The sequence below is a fragment of the Mycobacterium sp. 852013-50091_SCH5140682 genome (genome assembly GCF_001665685.1).
GTDB lineage: Bacteria > Actinomycetota > Actinomycetes > Mycobacteriales > Mycobacteriaceae > Mycobacterium.
The window spans coordinates 158,260-174,432 of the sequence record NZ_LZTB01000018.1 but is presented as its reverse complement, the minus strand read 5'-3'; the positions used below and the strand labels follow the sequence as shown (position 1 = coordinate 174,432).

Below are 16,173 nucleotides of genomic sequence, written 5' to 3'. Positions count from 1 at the left end.
ACCCCCCCCCCCCCCCCCCCGCCCCCCCCCCCCGCCCCCCCCCCCCCCCCCCCCCCCCCCCCCCCCCCCCCCCCCTGCGCCGTTGCCCTGGCCACGAGGCCTGTCACCGGGCTTGGCGCTGGTACGCGCCTCAGGCTTGGACTCGGTCTTCGAACCGAACGATTCGCGCAGCCGACGCGCAACCGGCGCCTCCACTGTGGAGGACGCCGACTTGACGAACTCTCCCTGCTCTTTGAGCTTGGCTAAGAGTTCCTTACTTGTGACACCGAGTTCCTTCGCCAACTCGTGTACACGGGCCTTACCTGCCACTACTTCTCCTCATCTAGAGGCGACAGCGGTGGTAGGCGCCGCGCCTCGGGTTAGCTATGACGCATGGTCATCGGGACTTCACGGTGTGCTCATGTTCTTCGCTACCTGTTCTTCTGAGCGGGCGGTCGAGGCTGACAACTCTTCGACAAACTCGACCACCGCGGAGGTGTCCGGTGAACCGGCGATGCGCAACGCTCGTACGAATGCCCGCCGCTGGATTGCCACCTGTACGCACTGTCGGTCGGGATGCAACCAAGCACCACGCCCGGGCAGGCTGGTCGTTGTGTCAACGGTAATGGCACACTGCCCATTCCCGTCCATCACCGCGACCACACGAAACAATTCGTTGGCCAACTCTCGTTTCCGGCACCCGACGCATGTCCGCACCGGTCCGACAGAACTGCCGGGGTTGCGTTGACGCGTGGAGGCCGGAGACTCGCGCTGGATCACGGCTGAGTCTACCGCCCCGCGGGCTGTGCTCCGAACCGACTACCGGTCCTAGCGCTCAGGCACTGCCCGCGGCGCAGGGTCGGAGTCGGGTTGCGGGGCGGCGTCGCTGCGGATGTCGATGCGCCATCCCGTCAATCGGGCCGCCAGCCTGGCATTTTGCCCCTCCTTGCCGATGGCCAGAGACAGCTGGAAATCTGGCACGACGACCCGCGCGGCGCGGGCTGCCTCGTCGATCACCGACACCGACACGACCTTGGCCGGCGAGAGGGCGTTGGCGACGAATCGGGCCGGGTCGTCGTCGAAGTCGATGATGTCGATCTTCTCGCCGGACAGCTCGCTCATGACGTTGCGAACACGCTGGCCCATAGGTCCGATGCAGGCGCCCTTGGCGTTGAGACCCGGTACCCGCGACGCGACAGCGATCTTGGACCGATGGCCGGCCTCGCGAGCCACCGCGACGATCTCCACCGATCCGTCGGCAATCTCGGGCACCTCGAGCGAGAACAGTTTGCGCACGAGGTTGGGATGGGTGCGCGACAGCGTGATCAGCGGTTCCCGGGCGCCGCGGGTGACGCCGACGACGTAGCAGCGGAGCCGGTCGCCGTGCTCGTAGCGCTCCCCCGGCACCTGCTCGGCCGCGGGGATCACGCCTTCGGAGCCCTTGGTCTCGCTGCCGATCCGCACCACAACCAGCCCGCGGGCGTTGGCCCGTGCGTCACGCTGGATGACACCTGCGACGATGTCGCCCTCGTGGGCCGAGAATTCGCCGTAGGTCTTCTCGTTCTCCGCGTCGCGCAGCCGTTGCAGGATCACCTGACGCGCGGTGGTGGCCGCGATTCGGCCGAACCCCTCGGGCGTGTCGTCCCATTCGTGGATGACGTTGCCGTCCGCATCGGTCTGGCGGGCCATGACCTTGACGGCACCGGTTTTCCGGTCGATGTCGATGTACGCGTCGGGTTCGTGACCGTCGGTGTGCCGGTAGGCGGTCAGTAGGGCCGATTTGATGGTGTCCACGACCACATCGACCGTGATGCCTTTGTCGGCTTCGATGGCATGCAGCGCCGCCATATCTATGTTCATGCTCAGGCCCCCTTCCCGGTTTCTCCGGCCAACTCCAACTCGCGCGGGCTTGGCGGTGAAAACTCCACTTGGACAACCGCTTTGACAACATCGGCCAGCTCGAAGCGACGCACGGCGAAATCTCGCCCATCCCTGACGACGATCTCGACCGACTCGGTATCGCTCGGCCCGACCCGTCCGGTCAGCTGGGTACCGTCGGCGAGGGTCAGCTCCACCTTGCGACCGCGGGCCCGACGGAAGTGCTTGTGCTCGGTCAGCGGCCGGTCCACACCAGGCGAGGTGACTTCCAGCACATACGGCGCGTCGCCGGTCCGGTCGAGCTGATCCAGCAACTCCGAGGCAGTCCTGGACAGCTGCGCGACAGCGTCGAGGTCGAGGCCGTCGTCGCCGTCGGCCACGATCGTGATGCGGGGCGGGCGCGCGGCAGCGTCGACGACAACCTGGTCGATCTCGTATCCAGCGCGCGCGAATTCGCCGTCCAGTAGCTCGATCACCTGCTTCTGCGACGGCAAATCCGCAGACCGCAACTTCGGATCCGGTGCCACGGCGAGCTCCTCATCTTGAGTTGTCCGGACGAGATTCCGGGCCGAAGCCCTGGCAGGCCCCCCGGAATCGACTTTCCACGATACGCCAGGGCCATGGCCGCAACGGGCGAACCAAGGGCGGTGGACGGCGAATGTCCCGTCCGGGACCACACCCTCGGCGCTGTGCCGCGGCGGCGCGAGGCAATGGCAGGATGTTGCTCGTGCCGAGCGCCCTACCGAAAATCAGCCGGCGGCGGGCATTGGTCTCGGCCGCCGCCCTGGCCGTGCTTGGCGTCGCTGCCGCCGGCTGCGCAGACCCTCCACCATCGCCCGACCTCGCGGATCTGGCCGCTCAGCTGGACCGGGCCCGCGCCGACAGCAAGCTGGCCTCCGCCGCCGCGGCCACCCAACCTGCGCAGTCCGCGCAGGCGCGGGCCTTGACGACCGTGGCATCCGAACGCTCGGCGCATGCCCAGGCGCTGACCGACGAACTGGTTCGGATGGCCGGGACCAAGGCACCGACCGCGCAGCCGTCGGCGTCGGCGTCGTCCACCACGACGACACCCGCGTCGGGCGCTCCGGCACCCGCTCCGACGGTGGCCGATGTGATCAATGCGCTCAAGCAGTCCGGGCAGGAGGCCACGACGCTGGCCGCGCGGCTCTCCGGGTACCGCGCCGGGCTGGTTGGGTCGATCGCCGCGGCGTGCGTTGCTGCCTACACCGTCGCGCTGGGCGGTGCGCAATGACGACCACCGAACCGCCACCTTCGGGACCTGCGCGCCCGGCCGATCCGGCCGACCGTGCCCTGTTCGACGCCGTCGCCGCCGAGCACGGCATCGTCTACGGCTACGGCTTGGTCTCCGCGCACTCCACGCCAGACGACAACGCGCTGGTGGCGGCCGCCATGGCCGAGCATCGCGATCGCCGCGAAGCCGCGATCGCCATGCTGGGCGCCCGGTCGGTGTCTCCGCCGCTGCCGGCGGCCGGATATCAGGTGCCGATACCGGTCGCCAACCCCACCGACGCGGCGAACCTCGCCGTTCGCATGGAACAGGACGCCGCCGTGGCCTGGCGCGCCGTGCTCGAGCAGGCCACCACCGACAGTGACCGCGCCTTCGCGGTGACAGCCCTGACGCAGTCGGCGGTGACCGCCGCGAAATGGCGCGCCCAGCTCAATGCCTGGCCGGTGACCGTCGCCTTCCCGGGCGGCACCGAGTCCAGCTGACCCGGTGCCGCCGCGGGCGCGCGGCTGCTATTGCTCCTCGCGTGCGCGTTAGCCGGCCAGCGCCGCCGAGATCTCCGTGACAGCGTCGTCCACGGCGATTTCGCGGTTCTCGCCCGTCAACCGGTTACGCAGTTCCACGGTGCCGTCGGCCCAGCCGCGGCCGACCACGACGATCCACGGCATGCCGAGCAACTCGGCGTCCTTGAACTTGACCCCTGGCGAGGCCTTGCGGTCGTCGAAGAGTACCTCGTGGCCGAGCCGGTCCAGTCCGGCGACCAGCTCCGTGGCACCCGCCCGGGCCGCCTCGTCCTTGTTGGCCACCACGACGTGCACGTCGAACGGGGCCACCGAAGCGGGCCAGCGCAACCCCAGCTCGTCGTGCTGTTGTTCGGCGATCACGGCGACCATGCGGGACACGCCGATGCCGTAGGAACCCATGGTCAACCGGACCGGCTTGCCGTCCTCACCGAGCACGTCGGCGGTGAAAGCGTCGGCGTACTTGCGGCCCAACTGGAAGATGTGGCCGATCTCGATGCCTCGCGCCGAGGTCAGCACGCCTGCGCCGTCGGGCGACGGGTCGCCGTCGCGGACCTCGGCGGCTTCGATGGTGCCGTCCGGGGTGAAGTCGCGGCCGGCGACCAGGCCGACGACGTGCTTGTTGGGCGCGTCGGCGCCGGTGATCCAGGCCGTACCCTCCACGATCCTGGGGTCGACGAGGTAGCGAACACCGTTCTCCAGCAAGGCTTTCGGGCCGACGTATCCCTTGACCAGGAACGGGTTCTTGGCGAAGTCGGCCTCGTCGAGCAGCGCGAACTCAGCCGGCTCCAGGGCCGCGCCCAGCCGCTTCTCGTCGATGTCGCGGTCGCCGGGCACGCCCACCGCGAGCAGCTCCCAGTCGCCACCGGGCTCGCGGGTCTTGAGCAGAAGGTTCTTCAAGGTGTCGGCCGCAGTGACCGCTCGGCCCGAGAACTGTTCCAGGCCTGCTGAATTGGCCCAGTCGACCAGTGTCGCGATGGTCGGGGTGTCGGGGGTGTCGTACACCACTGCCGGGGGTTGTCCCTCGATCGGCAGGGGCGCCGGGGCCCGCGTGACGACGGCTTCGACGTTGGCGGCGTACCCGGATTCCAGGCAGCGCACGAATGTGTCCTCACCGACTTCGCTTTCGGCCAGGAACTCCTCGGAGGCACTGCCGCCCATCGCGCCCGACACCGCCGACACGATCACATAGCGCACGCCCAGCCGTCCGAAGATCTTCTGGTAGGCCTCGCGGTGGGCGTGGTAGGCGTTCTTGAGCCCGTCGTCGTCCACGTCGAACGAGTACGAATCCTTCATCACGAACTCACGGCCGCGCAGAATGCCCGCGCGCGGCCGGGCCTCGTCGCGGTACTTGGTCTGGATTTGGTACAGCAGGACCGGGAAGTCCTTGTAGGAGGAGTACTCCCCCTTGACCGTCAGCGTGAAGATCTCCTCGTGGGTGGGCCCGAGCAGATAGTCGTTGCCTCGGCGGTCCTGCAGCCGGAACAGGGTGTCGCCGTATTCGGTCCACCGGTTGGTGGTTTCATACGGGCTGCGGGGCAGCAGGGCGGGCAACAGGATCTCCTGGCCGCCGATGGCATTCATCTCGTCGCGGACGATCTTCTCGATCCGGCGCAGAACCCGAAGTCCCAGCGGCAGCCAGCTGTAGATGCCGGGGCCGACCGGGCGTACGTATCCGGCCCGGATCAGCAGTTTGTGGCTGGGCACCTCGGCATCGGCGGGGTCGTCGCGCAGGGTGCGCAGAAACAGCTCTGACATACGGGTGATCACAGGCGACAACCTTAAGGCGTGGTGCTCAGTCCCTGCCCTGCCAGGTGCAGATGCACGCCTCGTTGCCCTCGGCGTCGGCCAGTACCCAGAAGCGCGGAGCCTGGCGGTCGCTGAGCAGCGTGCCACCCGCGGCCAGTGCCGCATCGACCCGGGCTTGCGCCACGTCATGCGGGACGTCGATGTCGAGGTGGATCCGATTGCGTTGGGGCCGCGGCGCATCCATCTGTTGAAACCAGATCGCCGGCCCACGGCCGAACGGGTCGACGAGGCCTGCGTTGAGGTCAGACGAGTCGAGCTCGTCATCGTATCCGGTGACGGCTTTCCAGAAGGGCCGCACCGCAGCGATGTCCAGCGCGTCGATGGCGATCTCCAAGGCCTGCACAGCCCCGCCGGTGGTCATCTCGAACCCCCTGCCGGCCAGTGCCCGCGACACCTCGGCTGCCAGCTCGATGTCGCGCTCGGTGACCCAGCGGTTTTGAGTGCACTGCAGCCGCAGCACTGCCCGGTCGGCCCGGATGTCGACGGTGAGATGGTTCGACGCATCGGAGCCGGCCGCTTCAACTGCGTGCGACGCGGCGGTCACGGCGTCGGCCATCGACGGCGTCAGCACCTCCGTGTAGACCGCCCCGAGAATCAGGCGCCACCCCATTTCTCCGACGGCGTCGGAGATCTGTTGACGGGTCGGACGGCTCACGGCGTCATTCGACGTCGAGCTCGCCGGCGTCCATCGCGTCCTTGACGTCCTGCGCGTGGGCCACCTGCTCAGCGGTGTATCCGATAAACAGGGCCGCCCCGCCGACCAGGACCGCCACCGCAGCCACCCACAGCAGGCCGTAGGTATAGCCGGCGTCCAGCGCGGCCAGCTGCGCAGGGTTCATGTTCTTGACCGGGCCGGTAGTGCCGCCCAGGTACAGCGTGCGCGACGTGATGACGGCCTGGATCACCGACAACACCAGCGGGCCGCCCAGGTTCTGCAGCATCAGCGCGATGGCCGATGCCGGACCGATCCTGTCGAAGCCCACCCCGGCGATGGCGGCCAGGGTCAGCGGCACCACGATCATGCCGATACCGATGCCGCCGATCGTGATCGGAACCACCAGGTTCGGGAAGTACGGGATGCCCGCGTGCAGCGTCGAGCCGTACAGCATCGCGCCGAGCACCAGGATTCCGCCCGCGATGACCAGCACCCGCGGTGAGAAGAACCGCACTGCCTGCGAGGCCACGCCGAGGCCGATGCCCATGCCGACCACGAACGGGATGAACCCGACACCGGCGTGCAGGGCGCTGTAGCCGAGGATGTCCTGCACATACAGGCCGATCAGCACGGTCAGGGTGAACAGCACGCCGCCGGCCAGGAAGATCGCGGCGAAGGTGGCGACGCGGTTGCGCTCGTGGAACAGATCGAACGGGACGACGGGGTTCTCCGCGTTGCGTTCGGCGATGAGGAAGGCCAGACCGAAGACCGCCGCGGCCGCACCCGAACCCAGCGTGACAGGCGAGAGCCAGCCGCGCTCAGGGCCCTGGGTGAACGCGAACACTGCCGCGGTGCAGGCCAGGGTGGCCAGCAGCGCACCGGCCGCGTCCAGCTTCATGCGCTCGCGGTTGGTCTCGCGCAGGGCGGTGCGGGCCAGGTAGAGCATCACCAGACCGATCGGCACGTTGACCATGAAGGCCCACCGCCAGGACACCTCGGTCAGCGCCCCGCCGACCACCAGACCCATCACCGAGCCGATGGCGGTCATCGCGCCGAACACCGCGGTGGCCAGGTTGCGAGCCGGGCCCTTGGGGAACGTGGTGGCCACCAGCGCCAGGCCGGTGGGCGATGCGATCGCCGCGCCGATGCCTTGCAGCAGCCGCGCGGTCACCATCGTGGCCTCGTTCCATGCGCTGCCGCACAGGATGGAGGCGATGGTGAACAGCGCGACACCGACGATGAAGGTGCGCTTGCGGCCGATGGTGTCGCCGAGGCGTCCGCCGAGCAGCATCAAACCGCCGAAGGTCAGCACATAGGCCGTGATGACCCAGCTGCGGCCGGCGTCGGACAGGCCGAGCTCGTCCTGGATCCGTGGGAGCGCGACGATCGCGACGGTGCTGTCCATGGTGGCGAGCAGCTGCATGCCTGCGATGGCGATGACCGCCGACAGAAAACCCCACGACGGGACCCATGCCGGGAGCCGTGAAGCGATCCCGTCACGCTGGTCACCGTCGTTGCCTGCAGCCTGGTACATCGGCAAAACCCGATCCTCCCCGGCATCGCGGTCCATTGCTGCGCGCTCTGCGTCATTGAGAGCCGTCATAGCCGGTTACCTTACAGTAATCTTAAGAATCCTTTAACCGGCGAAGCCCGCCACGGCCCCGATCACGATGATCGCGGGAGGTCGGATGCCGTCTTCGCGGATCTTTTCCGACGCGTCACCGAGAGTGGCCCGCAACGTCCGCTGTGCCACCGTACTTCCGTGCTGCACCACCAGAACAGGCGTATCCGCAGGTCGTCCACCGTCGAGAAGAGCTTTGGCAAACAACTCGATGCGCTCGACGGCCATCAGCAGCACGATGGTGCCGGTCATCTGGGCCAGCGCATTCCAATTCACTAACGATTCCGGGTGCCCGGGCGCAACATGCCCGCTGACCACCACAAATTCGTGCGTCAGGCCCCGGTGGGTGACCGGAACGCCGGCCAGCGCAGGAACTGCTATGGCACTTGTCACACCCGGCACGACTGTCACCGGAATGCCGGCGTCGGCGCACGCGATCACCTCTTCGTAGCCCCGCGCGAACACGAACGGGTCACCGCCCTTGAGCCGCACCACGAACTTTCCGGCCCGGGCCCGCTCGACGAGCACCTGGTTGATGGCGTCCTGCGCCATCGCGCGCCCGTACGGGATCTTCGCCGCGTCGATCACCTCGACGTGCGGGCCCAGTTCGGCGAGCAGATCCTGTGGCGCCAGCCGGTCGGCGACGACGACGTCGGCGCGGGCCAGCAACCGCCGACCGCGCACCGTGATCAGTTCCGGATCGCCGGGGCCGCCGCCCACCAGCGCCACGCCGCTCGGTGCCTCGCCGGTCGCCTCGGCGGTGATCACGCCGCGCTGCAGCGCCTCATGGATGGCCGAGCGGATGGCCGCCGAACGACGGTGTTCGCCCCCAGCCAATACGCCCACCGACAGTCCGTCGTAATCGAAGGTGGCCGGGGTCACCGCTGAACCCTCGCGGGCGATGTCGGCGCGCACGCAGAAGATGCGGCGCTGCTGAGCCTCGTCGGAGATCGCGGTGTTGACGTCGTGATCGTCGGTGGCCGCGATCACGTACCAGGCGCCGTCGAGATCGCCGGACTGATAGTCGCGCAGCGCAAGGGTGATGCCCGGGTCGGCCTGAGCCAAGGCCTCCACCGCCGGGGTCGCGGCGCGGGCGATGACGTGTACATCGGCGCCGTTGGCGATCAGCAGCGGCAGTCGGCGCTGGGCGACGGTTCCGCCGCCGACGACGACCACCTTTCTGCCCGACAGGCGCAGGCCGACGAGGTAGGCGTTGTCAGTCATTTCGCCTCCTCGCGCCCGCGCTCGCCCATCACAACTGCTCCTCGCGTCCGCATCACCCGCCGAGCTTAGAGCGTGCCGCCGCCACCACGAACCGGGTGATGGCCTGCGGGTGGGCGGCAGGGTGGGTGTGCAGGTAGCCCGCATGTACCCCGCCTCGTACCGCACCGTCGGTGACGGGACGGCGCTGCGCGTCGGTGAACGCCCACGCCGGATCCTGCTTGTCAGCGAAAGTGACTGCGGTGCGGTGGAATTCGTGCCCGGTGACCCGGTCCCCCGCGACGTGCAGCGAGGAGTCGACCACCGCGACGGCGTCCCGGTACCCGAGCGTCAGTCGTTCGGTGAACCGCGCCGAGCCGGGCAGCACCCCGCACATCGGTGCCCCGTCGAGATCGTCGAGCAGATAGGTCAGGCCCGCGCATTCGGCATGCACCGGTGCGCCGCGGCGGGCGAGAGCGCGGATCTGCTCGCGCACAACATCGTTGGCCGACAACTCGGCGGTGAACTGCTCGGGGAAACCGCCCGGTAGCACGAGCGCGTCGGTGCCCGCCGGCAACGGATCGATCAGCGGGTCGAATTCCGCCACCACCGCACCCGCCGCGCGCAGCAGTTCACCGTGCTCGGTGTAGCCGAAGCTGAACGCCTTGCCCGCCGCCAGCGCGACCGTGGTCTCGGCCACCGAACCGGCGCCGTCCGGGGACCACGGCTGGGCCGCCACGTGGGCGGCCGCGGCCGCCTGCACCGCCGCCAGGTCGACGTGGCGCGCCACCAGGGCGGTCATCGCGGCCACCGCAGCGGCCGCCCGCCTGCCATGCTCGACCGCCGTGACCAGGCCCAGATGCCTTGAGGGAACAGCGAGTTCGTCGTCGCGCGGGATCGCCCCGAAAACCGGGACGCCGGCGTGCTCACAGGCCTGCCGCAGCACCTCCTCATGCCGGGGCGAGCCGACCCGGTTGAGGATCACCCCCGCGATGTGCACATCGGGGTCGAACGTCGCAAAGCCGTGCAGCAGCGCTGCGACGCTGTGGCTCTGCCCACGCGCGTCGACCACCAGCACCACGGGAGCGCCCAGCAGCCCGGCGACCTGTGCCGTGGAGCCCCGCGGTGTGCCGTGCATCCGGTCGTCGATGCGCCCGTCGAACAGGCCCATCACGCCCTCGACGACGGCGATGTCAGCGCCGGAGCTGCCGTGCCGGTACAGCGGGCCGATCAGGTCGTTGCCGACCAGCACGGGATCGAGGTTGCGCCCCGGCCTGCCTGCGGCCAGCGCGTGGTAGCCGGGGTCGATGAAATCGGGGCCGACCTTGAACGGCGCCACGGTGTTTCCGGCCCGGCGCAGTGCCCCGATCAGACCCGTTGCCACCGTGGTCTTCCCGCTGCCCGATGCGGGTGCGGCGACCACCACCGCCGGGGTGGTGGTCACTTTCCCGGCCGAGCAGACACATAGGTACCCGAAAACCGGCGTGTCGGGGTACCTGAGTGACTGCTCGCGCAAGAAAGGTGGGCCACGGTCACCACTCGATGCCCTTCTGCCCCTTGCGGCCGACATCCATCGGGTGCTTGATCTTGGTCATCTGGGTCACCAGGTCGGCGGCGTCGATCAGGTCCTGCGGCGCGTCGCGACCGGTGATCACCACATGCTGCGTGCCGGGACGCGCAGTGAGCGTCGCGACGACATCGGCCACGTCCACCCACCCCCACTTCAGCGGATAGGTGAACTCGTCGAGCACATAGAAGTCGTGCTGCTCGGCGGCGAGCCGACGGGTGATCTCCGCCCATCCGTCGGCGGCCGCGGCGGCGTGGTCGACGTCAGACCCGTGCTTGCGGGTCCACGACCATCCCGAACCCATCTTGTGCCATTCCACCGGCCCGCCGGTGCCATGCTCGTCGTGCAGTCGGCCGAGCTCACGAAACACGGCCTCCTCCCCCACCTTCCACTTCGCGCTCTTGACGAACTGGAACACCGCGACCCGGAAACCCTGATTCCAGGCTCGCAGGGCCATGCCGAACGCGGCGGTGGATTTGCCCTTGCCCGGCCCGGTGTGCACGGCCAGCAGCGGCGCATTGCGCCGGGCTTTGGTGGTCAGCCCGTCGTCGGGAACGGTCAGCGGCTGGCCCTGTGGCATGGCTGGTCCTCTCTTTCGCGCTAAGCGGCGTCGGCCCGCGCCGTGACCAGCCGGGTCAGACTGTCGGCGTGCAGATGCTCCAAGCGCACTGCCGGGGCACCGAGCTGTTGGGCCAGTTGCTCCGCCAAACCCAGCCGCACAAAAGACGTTTCACAATCGACGACAACAGCCGCGGCTCCTTCGGCGACCAGCAGGGCCGCGGCCGCGCGGGTACGGCCCAGCGGGTCGGGGCCGCCGGTGGCCCGCCCGTCGGTGAGCAGCACGACCAGCGGACGGCGCGCCCGGTCCCGGGCGCGCTCCCGCACCACCACATCGCGGGCAGCCAACAAGCCTTGCGCCAGTGGGGTTTTCCCGCCGGTGTCGAACCGCGCCAACCGCCTGCTGGCGATGTGCACCGAGGACGTCGGAGGCAGCAGCACCCGCGCATCCTGCTGCCGGAACGTGATCACCGCGACCTTGTCCCGGCGCTGATAGGCATCGCGCAGCAGCGACAGCGTGGCGCCGCCGACCGCCGACATGCGGTCACGCGCGGCCATCGACCCGGATGCGTCGACGACGAAGATCACCAGATTGCCTTCCCGGCCTTCGCGAATCGCACGCCGGACGTCGTCGGGCGCGGGGCGGGGCCGGCCCGGCTGGGTCTGGCGGCCTGCAGTGGCCAGCAGCGTGCCGAACACGTGCAGACCGTGCCCCGCACCGGATTCGGCGGTGGCCGCGATGGGCGTGCCGGTGCGGTTGCGTGCGCGAGAGCGCCGGCCCGGCGCGCCCTCACCGACACCCGGCACCACCAGCGCCTTCGTGCGAAACACCGCCGCGGGAGGCGCACTGGGACGGTTCGGCGTGGCCTTCGAATTACCTTGGGATCCTTGGCTTTCCGGAGGGGAGCTGGCTTGGCCGCCACCGCCGGGCGGGTCGGGGTCGAACTCGGGATCGTTATCCGCGTTCGGCTCGGCCGCCGCTTCTGCCGCCTGGTCCATGGCCTCGTCCAGGCGCTCGGGGTCCAGCCCGGGATCGTCGAACGGGTCGCGGCGCCGACGGTGCGGCAGCGCCAGCTCGGCGGCCACCCGGATGTCTTCTTCCTCGACCGTGAGTTGTCCCGTCGCGTCGCTCGCCCCGGCGGTGGAGGCCGCCCGCCACGCGGCGTGCGCGACCGCGGTACGCGCCACCACCAGATCCGCGCGCATGCCGTCGACGTCGAAGGCCGCACACAGGGCGGCGATACGCCGTAACTCGTTGTTGGGCAGCACTACTGAGCTGATCGCGGCCCGCGCCTTGGCGATCCGCCGGGACACCTCGGCATCGGCGTCGGCGTAGCGGCGCACAAAACCCTCAGGGTCGGCCTCGAATTCCATCCTGGCCCGGATCACCTCGACCCGTACGTCGACCTCACGTGAGGCCGCGACATCGACGGTCAGCCCGAACCGGTCGAGCAGCTGCGGCCGCAGCTCCCCCTCCTCGGGGTTCATCGTGCCGATCAGCACGAACCGGGCCTCGTGCGAGTGCGATATGCCGTCGCGCTCGACGTGCACCCGACCCATCGCGGCGGCGTCGAGCAGCACGTCGACCAGATGGTCGTGCAGCAGGTTGACCTCGTCGACGTAGAGCACCCCGCCGTGCGCGCGCGCCAGCAGGCCGGGCGAAAACGCATGCTCGCCGTCACGCAGCACCTTCTGCAGATCCAACGAGCCGACCACGCGGTCCTCGGTCGCACCGATCGGCAGTTCGACCAGCCGCGCATCGTCGTCGACCGCGGCCAACACCGCCGCCAACGCCCGCACCGCGGTCGACTTGGCCGTGCCTTTCTCGCCGCGGATCAAGACGCCGCCGATCTCGGGCCGCACGGCGCACAGGACCAGGGCCAGCCGCAATCGGTCCTGCCCGACGATCGCGCTGAACGGGTAGGCGTAGGAGGCCGGCTCCTCGCGCAAACGTTCGCGGATCGTCACATCGGCTCCTCGCGTGAGCGTTCGTCGGTTCGCGCTCCGGGGCGCACCATCGGCACGTGTGGGATGCCGTCGTCGAGATATTCGTCACCGTCCCGCATGAACCCGTGCCGCGAGTACATGTCCTCGAGATAGGTCTGCGCGTCGATGTGGCACGGGTAGTCGCCGACCTCGGCCAACGCGGCCTGCATCAAGCGGGTGGTGTGGCCCTGACCGCGCGCGTCACGTTTGGTGCACACGCGGCCGATGCGAAAAGCCTTCTCCCCGCCGGGATGTTCCTCCATCAGCCGCAGCGTGGAGATCACCTCACCGTCGGGCCCTTCGAGCCAGAAGTGCCGGGTCTCGGCCAGCAGATCACGACCGTCCAGCTCCGGATACGGACAGGCCTGCTCGACCACGAACACCTCGATGCGCAGCTTGAGCAACTCGTAAAGCGTTGCGGCGTCGAGATCTTTGGCCCAACTACGGCGCGGCGCGACCGTCATATGCCCGCCGCCGTCACACGCCGGCCGGGGCGTCGAGCTTCAATGCCCGGGTGCCCCATGCCCACACCTCCTCATAGAGCTTGGGTTCGTTGGACAGCTTGGTGCCCAACGACGGGACCATCTCCTTGAGCTTGGGTGTCCAGCCCGCGTACCGGTCGGCGAAGCACCGCTCGAGCACATCGAGCATGGCAGGCACCGCGGTGGACGCGCCGGGCGATGCGCCGAGCAACCCGGCGATGCTGCCGTCGGCCGCCGAGAGCACCGTGGTGCCGAACTCCAGCACACCGCCTGCGCCCTTGCGCCGGATGACCTGCACGCGCTGCCCCGCGACATCCAGCTCCCAATCGGAATCGACTGCGCTGGGGGCGAATTCACGCAACGTGTCGACCCGGTCGGCCTCGCTGAGCAACAGCTGGCCGACGAGGTAGTTGACCAGACCCATCTCGGTGAGCCCGACGCCGAGCATCGACATGATGTTGTCGGGCTTGACCGAGAACGGCAGATCCGTGACCTTGCCCTGCTTGAGGAACTTGGGCGACCATCCGGCGAACGGGCCGAACAGCAGCCACTGCTTGCCTTTGATCACGCGGGTGTCCAGGTGCGGCACCGACATCGGCGGGGCACCCAGCGGCGGCAACCCGTACACCTTGGCCCGATGTCCGGCGGTGAGCTCCTGGTTGTTGGTCCGCAGGAATGCTCCACCGACCGGGAACCCGCCGAAGCCCTTGGCCTCCGGGATGCCGGCCTTCTGCAGCAACGGCAGCGCCCCACCGCCTGCGCCGACGAACACGAACTTGGCGTTGATCTTGCGCTTGAGGCCGGTGCGGCGGTTGGTCACCTTGAGCGTCCAGCTGCCGTCGGATTCCTTGCGCAGGTTCTCGACCTCGTGGCCGAACAGCGTGTCCATGCCGCGCTGGGCGGTATATCCGATGAGCTGACGCGACAGCGAGCCGAAGTCGACGTCGGTGCCGGCCTGCGTCCAGTTGAGTGCGACCGGATCGGAGAAGTCGCGACCCTTGGCCATGAACGGCAGCCGTCGGGTGAACTCGTCCTTGTCGTCGATGAACTCCATCGTTGCGAACAGCGGATTGCCGACCAAGGCGTCGTAGCGGCGCTTGAGGTAGCCGACGTTTTCGGCCCCGTGGACGAAGCTGACGTGCGGAACCGGGTTGAGGAAGCTGCGGACGTCGGTCAGCACGCCGTTCTCGGCGGCGTAGGCCCAGAACTGCCGCGAGACCTGGAACTGTTCGTTGACGGTGACGGCCTTGCTGATGTCGATGGTGCCGCCGGTGCTCTCCGGGGTGTAGTTCAGCTCACACAGCGCCGAATGCCCGGTGCCCGCGTTGTTCCACGGATCGCTGCTCTCGGCGGCGGCAGCGTCCAGGCGCTCGACGAGGGTGATGGACCAGTCCGGCTCCAGCAGGCGGATCAGCGCACCCAGCGTGGCGCTCATGATCCCCGCACCCACCAGGACGACGTCGGTTTTCTCAGTCCCAGCTACCTTTGCGTCAGACACCTGAATCGCACGTCCTTCGTTCGCAGCGCCCGTCATCGTCGACGGCTGTCCTTCTGCCAAGATTATCGTGGCCCCGTCGGCCGGTGAGCGGGCGTACCAGTGCTGTTGGTCACCCGGGTGACCGCAACCGCCGGTTAGGGTGAACCTGTGACGTCACGGGAACCCGCCTGGGTGCCGGATGTGCTACCCGGCTTCTGGCAACAGACCATCACGCTCGGCCCGGATCCCGACGGCGAGGGCGATCTGGTCGCCACTCTGGTGCGCCGCGGTGACGGCGGTCCCGCCGAGCATGCGGTGCTGGCTCTGCACGGCTACACCGACTACTTCTTCCACACCGAACTCGCCGACCGCTTCGCGCAGCGCGGGTTCGCGTTCTACGCGATCGATCTGCACAAGTGCGGCCGGTCCCGCCGTGGTGGCCAGACGCCACACTTCACCACCGACCTGGCCAACTACGACACCGAACTGATCCGCGCGTTGCAGATCGTCGCCGCCGACACGGATGGGGCCCGGGTCTGCCTGTCCGGCCATTCGGCGGGCGGCCTGATCGTCACGCTGTTCGCCGACCGGTTGCGCCAACGCGGCGGGCTGACCACGCACAACGTGGGCGGCCTCATCCTCAACAGCCCGTTCCTGGATCTGCACGGCCCGGCGATACTCCGGACCGCCCCCACGTCGGCCGCACTGATCGCACTGGCCCGGGTGCGCAAGCTCAGCGTGGTCCGCAAGCCCACCGAGGGTGGCTACGGCACCAGCCTGCACCGCGAGTACGGCGGTGAGTTCGACTACAACCTCGACTGGAAGCCGTTGGGCGGCTTCCCCATCACGATCGGGTGGATCAACGCGATCCGGCGCGGGCAGGCCCGGTTGCATCGCGGCCTGGACGTCGGCGTACCCAACCTGATCCTGCGCTCGGACCACAGCGTCGCCGAAACCCCCGATCCCGCGGCCATCCAGCGCGGCGACGCGGTACTCGACGTCGGTCAAATCGCGCGCTGGGCCGGCTGCGTGGGCAATCGCAGCACCATCGTCCCGATCGTCGACGCCAAACACGACGTCTTCCTGTCGCTGGCCGAACCGCGCGCGGCGGCATACCGCGAACTCAACGGGTGGCTGGACGGCTACCTGAGTTCGCAATTGAACTCCAGCACAACACCTTCCGGATAGAGGCTC

Annotated in this window: 16 protein-coding genes; 3 read left to right on the top strand and 13 right to left on the bottom strand. The window is 68.8% G+C overall.

What is annotated here, in order from left to right:
* The 4 genes from A5784_RS37425 to rimP form a co-directional block, all read right to left on the bottom strand.
* Positions 1–309: translation initiation factor IF-2 N-terminal domain-containing protein (locus A5784_RS37425; RefSeq protein WP_502687500.1), on the bottom strand; the 309-nt coding region annotated here is incomplete at its 3' end.
* Positions 310–387: 78 nt separating this feature from the next.
* Positions 388–633 (bottom strand): YlxR family protein, encoded by a 246-nt coding sequence (locus A5784_RS39945; protein WP_502687502.1) that lies wholly within the window; start codon positions 631–633, stop codon positions 388–390.
* Between the two features lie 174 nt (positions 634–807).
* Positions 808–1,839, bottom strand: coding sequence for a transcription termination factor NusA (gene nusA / locus A5784_RS07650; protein WP_064943880.1), 1,032 nt, complete (start codon positions 1,837–1,839; stop codon positions 808–810).
* A gap of 2 nt (positions 1,840–1,841) precedes the next feature.
* A complete protein-coding gene (gene rimP / locus A5784_RS07645) occupies positions 1,842–2,384 on the bottom strand; it encodes a ribosome maturation factor RimP (RefSeq protein ID WP_064943878.1) in 543 nt (180 codons plus the stop codon).
* Positions 2,385–2,575: 191 nt separating this feature from the next.
* Here rimP and A5784_RS07640 point away from each other — a divergent pair, with 191 nt between their 5' ends.
* Together A5784_RS07640 and A5784_RS07635 are read left to right on the top strand one after the other, a co-directional pair.
* Positions 2,576–3,109, top strand: a complete 534-nt coding sequence (locus A5784_RS07640; RefSeq protein ID WP_156750431.1) for a hypothetical protein — start codon at positions 2,576–2,578, stop codon at positions 3,107–3,109.
* Positions 3,106–3,588 carry a ferritin-like domain-containing protein gene (locus tag A5784_RS07635; protein ID WP_064943876.1) on the top strand — a complete coding sequence of 161 codons (483 nt, stop codon included), beginning with the start codon at positions 3,106–3,108 and terminating at the stop codon, positions 3,586–3,588. Before A5784_RS07640 ends, A5784_RS07635 begins: the two co-directional genes overlap by 4 nt.
* Before the next feature lie 48 nt (positions 3,589–3,636).
* Here A5784_RS07635 and A5784_RS07630 read toward each other — a convergent pair whose 3' ends face one another.
* The 9 genes from A5784_RS07630 to mqo form a co-directional block, all read right to left on the bottom strand.
* The gene (locus A5784_RS07630; RefSeq protein ID WP_064943873.1) at positions 3,637–5,394 is read right to left on the bottom strand and encodes a proline--tRNA ligase; all 1,758 of its coding nucleotides are present in this window, start codon (positions 5,392–5,394) and stop codon (positions 3,637–3,639) included.
* A 25-nt stretch (positions 5,395–5,419) separates the two neighbouring features.
* Positions 5,420–6,043 (bottom strand): VOC family protein, encoded by a 624-nt coding sequence (locus tag A5784_RS07625; protein WP_197514659.1) that lies wholly within the window; start codon positions 6,041–6,043, stop codon positions 5,420–5,422.
* 49 nt (positions 6,044–6,092) lie between these two features.
* Positions 6,093–7,622 (bottom strand): MFS transporter, encoded by a 1,530-nt coding sequence (locus A5784_RS07620; protein WP_156750437.1) that lies wholly within the window; start codon positions 7,620–7,622, stop codon positions 6,093–6,095.
* Between the two features lie 102 nt (positions 7,623–7,724).
* A complete protein-coding gene (cobA, locus tag A5784_RS07615; protein ID WP_064943867.1) occupies positions 7,725–8,933 on the bottom strand; it encodes a uroporphyrinogen-III C-methyltransferase in 1,209 nt (402 codons plus the stop codon).
* A 52-nt stretch (positions 8,934–8,985) separates the two neighbouring features.
* Complete coding sequence (locus A5784_RS07610; RefSeq protein WP_064943865.1) at positions 8,986–10,353, bottom strand: cobyrinic acid a,c-diamide synthase CobB; 1,368 nt, start codon at positions 10,351–10,353, stop codon at positions 8,986–8,988.
* A gap of 88 nt (positions 10,354–10,441) precedes the next feature.
* Positions 10,442–11,056 (bottom strand): cob(I)yrinic acid a,c-diamide adenosyltransferase, encoded by a 615-nt coding sequence (gene cobO, locus A5784_RS07605; protein WP_064943863.1) that lies wholly within the window; start codon positions 11,054–11,056, stop codon positions 10,442–10,444.
* Positions 11,057–11,076: 20 nt separating this feature from the next.
* Positions 11,077–12,984: a magnesium chelatase subunit D family protein gene (locus tag A5784_RS07600; RefSeq protein ID WP_064943918.1), complete on the bottom strand. Its 1,908-nt coding sequence runs from the start codon at positions 12,982–12,984 to the stop codon at positions 11,077–11,079.
* Between the two features lie 14 nt (positions 12,985–12,998).
* A complete protein-coding gene (locus A5784_RS07595) occupies positions 12,999–13,484 on the bottom strand; it encodes a GNAT family N-acetyltransferase (RefSeq protein ID WP_064943861.1) in 486 nt (161 codons plus the stop codon).
* Between the two features lie 13 nt (positions 13,485–13,497).
* Positions 13,498–15,000, bottom strand: a complete 1,503-nt coding sequence (mqo, locus tag A5784_RS07590) for a malate dehydrogenase (quinone) (protein WP_064943916.1) — start codon at positions 14,998–15,000, stop codon at positions 13,498–13,500.
* Between the two features lie 171 nt (positions 15,001–15,171).
* Between mqo and A5784_RS07585 the strand changes: the two genes are divergently transcribed.
* Positions 15,172–16,167, top strand: a complete 996-nt coding sequence (locus tag A5784_RS07585; protein ID WP_064943859.1) for an alpha/beta hydrolase — start codon at positions 15,172–15,174, stop codon at positions 16,165–16,167.
* The last annotated feature ends 6 nt before the right edge of the window (positions 16,168–16,173 follow it).